Source organism: Microcoleus sp. AT3-A2, from assembly GCF_036705685.1.
In the GTDB taxonomy this organism is placed as follows: domain Bacteria; phylum Cyanobacteriota; class Cyanobacteriia; order Cyanobacteriales; family Microcoleaceae; genus Microcoleus.
Genome location: NZ_JAUBVF010000139.1, coordinates 1 through 2,658, shown reverse-complemented (window position 1 = coordinate 2,658; position 2,658 = coordinate 1). Strand labels below are relative to the sequence as shown.

General features: G+C 39.7%; 3 protein-coding genes and 1 pseudogene. 1 reads left to right on the top strand and 3 read right to left on the bottom strand.

Features of this window, described 5'->3' with window-relative positions; genetic code table 11:
• Positions 1–243 precede the first annotated feature (243 nt).
• Positions 244–828, bottom strand: coding sequence for a GNAT family N-acetyltransferase (locus QUB37_RS29465; protein WP_333168757.1), 585 nt, complete (start codon positions 826–828; stop codon positions 244–246).
• Between the two features lie 254 nt (positions 829–1,082).
• Between QUB37_RS29465 and QUB37_RS29460 the strand changes: the two genes are divergently transcribed.
• Positions 1,083–1,517: a GNAT family N-acetyltransferase gene (locus QUB37_RS29460; protein ID WP_333168755.1), complete on the top strand. Its 435-nt coding sequence runs from the start codon at positions 1,083–1,085 to the stop codon at positions 1,515–1,517.
• 157 nt (positions 1,518–1,674) lie between these two features.
• On the opposite strand, the gene QUB37_RS29455 is transcribed toward QUB37_RS29460, so the two are convergent.
• Positions 1,675–1,845, bottom strand: a complete 171-nt coding sequence (locus tag QUB37_RS29455) for an element excision factor XisI family protein (protein ID WP_333168753.1) — start codon at positions 1,843–1,845, stop codon at positions 1,675–1,677.
• 231 nt (positions 1,846–2,076) lie between these two features.
• Positions 2,077–2,658: pseudogene (locus QUB37_RS29450) on the bottom strand (hypothetical protein); the annotation flags it as partial.

Sequence of the window (2,658 nt, the reverse complement as noted above, 5' to 3'; positions counted from 1 at the left end):
TCCTTCTATCAACGGTTAATTTTTAACTTGAGATTAACAAAAAGCGCTCCTAGAAATAGGGGCGCTTTTTGTTTGGGAAAAATATTTTTACTGCGGGGATAGGAAGTATCGCAGCCGCCAAGGAAGTGAAATCGAGCTTATTTGAGACGGCAATTCGCGGAGATAAAAGTTCCCTCGCTTCTGGTAATTCCTGTTAGGCTGAATTGAGGTCGGCTTCTCGTGGGAGACTCACTCATGATAAATTCAAGTTTCTTTAAACATCACAATACATTCATAATTTTCTAGATCTAGAAATAGGTCAACTTGCAAAGTTCCTATTTGTTCAAATCCCTGTTTTTGGTGAAACATTAGGGAACGAGTATTAGCTATTGGCTGGGTAACAATAAACAGCGAAATAAATGAATTTGGAAAAACTTGATAAATTTCTTCATACATGAATCGAGCAACACCTCTACCCATGCAATCTAACTTTGTTGCTACTACTTGGAGATAAAAATGCCGCTCACTTGTGACTTTTTTCTTAAAACGCTCATCTTTCCAGATGATTTTATTCAACATTTCATCAGATATTTTGGGTTGTGATATAGCCACAAATCCCAGAATTTTCCCATCGGTTTTAGCTGACACAAAATATTTGCATGAATTATTTAAGCTTTGGACAATCTCATCTTCAGTAATTTGTGTTAGCAAAAACCCCCGCTCGATCGAGGTATTTTGACCGCGCGCATGAGAATTGTGAATATTGACGATCGCCTGTATGTCCTCTCGATCGGCTTCTCTAAAAGTTAGATATTCCATTGCATAGTGTGTAGGAACGCTGTCATACATTTGCGATTTTAACGCTCAGGTTTATCTATTCTAACAGCTAGATATAGAGCTCATACCAGATTTAGTTTTGTAAATATTTTAGGGGCGATCGCCTTCGGACAATATCATGACTGTAGGTATGTCTGCACTGGTGGGCGATCGCAAATAACTTCCAGATAGCGTGGTAGATACAGAGAAATCCTCAGAATCTTGTGACTTTTTCTTGACACCCAATAAAATATGCAGTAATTTAAGAAAAAATTTGAGTAAGTAAGATGATTGACTACCGAGATAACGAAAACTTGTCTTTTGAGGAATATTACGACTTCTTAAAAAGGAGCGATCTTGGTAGTCAGTATCCCAAAGAGCGTTTTGAAGAAAGGGTAAGGAAGCTGTTGACTACTCGCTCAGTCGCTGTTACCGCTAGGAATGATGAAGGGAAGCTAATCGGGGTAGCCTTTGGTATTACGGATTTTGTTTATTTCCTTTTTGTCACAGACCTGGGTGTGGACAGGTCTTATGCAAAACAAGGAATAGGAAGTGAATTATTGGTTCGCATCCGAGAGATGGTTGGTGGGGAAGATGATATTACGGTCGTTACAGTCGCACATGAAACCGCAATGGGTTTCTATGAGAAGTGTGGATATATATCTGAAAACTGTCTATTTTGGAAGCCTTGCAAACTTTGGAGTGAATTCAAAGTAATTTAGCTCAGCAAAGGGATGAGTTACTTTCCCTTGTTTAATTAAGCAAAGCATAAGTAATTGAATCCAGAGAAACTCGCTTCCCCACAATTCGGTAGCAACTTTCCTGTTTTTCAATGTACTGTTTTGTTATTAAAGCTGCTGTAGTCATATCGATTAAGTGCTAAGAAACTACTGCAAAATCTGTGTACCGCCGCATCCCAGGCTCGTGAAATGCCAACACAATATCTTCCTTGGGAACCCCTGCACGCACCAAATCCCTTGCAATCCCATCTTCTGTCCAGTCTTCCTCGATCCAGAATTTACCATCGCGAATCCGAACGTAAACAGTCAATCGATTTTAGATTTTAGATTTTAGATTGAAGAATAGGAGAATAAATGGCCGTTTTGTTCGTCGGTAATTAAGAATGTTTCGATGTCTGGTTGAGGATGGCGGTACAATTATAGATACTCGGTTAAAATATGCTCTATTACTTTGGGATACTCAGTTAGTTTATCAATTGCACTATTTTCTATACTATCGATCGACCTTTTTTCCCATCGCACTACGCGAATTGCGATCGCCTCAAATCCCTGATTCAGTAAAAGCTAGGTTCAAATCATCAATCAACCCCAATTGTTGGGCCCACTTTGTTAAGTAACCCCGATCCAAATTCTCTGATTGGACTTTCAGAATTCCCAAAACATCATTCCATTGTTTTTGAGACTGAGACTGTTGCCGCCACAGCAGTTTTGCCAACACAATATCTTCAGGAGAAGCAACCCAAAATTGTTCTACACCAGCTTCGTCAAGCGCTTCTAATCGTCGTCTCGCCATTTTTGAGCGATCGAATTCAGTATTAGAATTCAGCACAATATCAGCGTTCAATACTAAAGTCATGTGAGTGACGCTCAACACCATCCCTCTACCCTCTTGAATATCTTTTACCGAACCCGGAGGGCAGTAAAAACCAGCCGTTTCTAGTGCTTCAACTAATTGAAAAATATTGTCCCGGATTAATTCAATTACTAAATCTAAATCCCGTGTTGTTCTCGGGTCGCCATAGACAGAAGCGGCAACGCCTCCTGTAATCAGGGTAAGCTCATCTAATTTGGTATAAATTGTACTTGACTTTAAGGGCAAGATATGAATGAGTATCCAGTCAAT

What these genes read in the sequence shown, in the direction of transcription:
- QUB37_RS29465 (WP_333168757.1), bottom strand. Translation starts at nt 828, where the DNA reads ATGTATGACAGCGTTCCTACACACTATGCAATGGAATATCTAACTTTT.
- QUB37_RS29460 (WP_333168755.1), top strand. Translation starts at nt 1,083, where the DNA reads ATGATTGACTACCGAGATAACGAAAACTTGTCTTTTGAGGAATATTAC.